The following is a 422-nucleotide window of genomic DNA, read 5'->3' as shown; positions in this document are numbered from 1 at the left end:
CAAACAGCAGTAAATGGTGCAAAAGATAAAGGTGTAGCAGATGTTAAAGCTGTAGATCCAGCAGCGGCTAAGAAACCAGCAGCTAAGAAAGCAGTTGAAGATGCTCTTAAAGCTAAAGTAGATGCAATTGACGCTCGTACAGACTTGACAGATGACGAGAAGAAAGCAGCTAAAGATAAAGCAGCAGCAGAAGCTAAGAAAGCAACAGATGCAATCGATGCAGCAACAACAGACGCAGCGGTAGATACAGCTAAAGAAGCAGGAACTGGAGAAATAGCGAAAGTAAACCCAGTAGCTAAAGAAGCAGCTAAGAAAGCAGTTGCAGATGAATTAGCTGAGAAAGAAAAAGCAATCGATGCGCGTACTGACTTAACTGACGCAGAAAAAGCAGCAGCTAAGGAAGATGCAAAAGCGAAAGCAAA

Annotated in this window: 1 protein-coding gene; it reads left to right on the top strand. The window is 42.9% G+C overall.

The window, feature by feature from the left end; translation table 11 throughout:
* On the top strand, positions 1–422 hold a 422-nt coding region (locus HT734_RS09120; protein WP_173308520.1), incomplete at both ends, for a DUF1542 domain-containing protein.

It is taken from the genome of Streptococcus sp. k-90, from assembly GCF_013277565.1.
Lineage (GTDB): Bacteria > Bacillota > Bacilli > Lactobacillales > Streptococcaceae > Streptococcus.
Note: the sequence above shows the minus strand (reverse complement) of the source record. Positions and strands in the feature narration are given on the sequence as shown.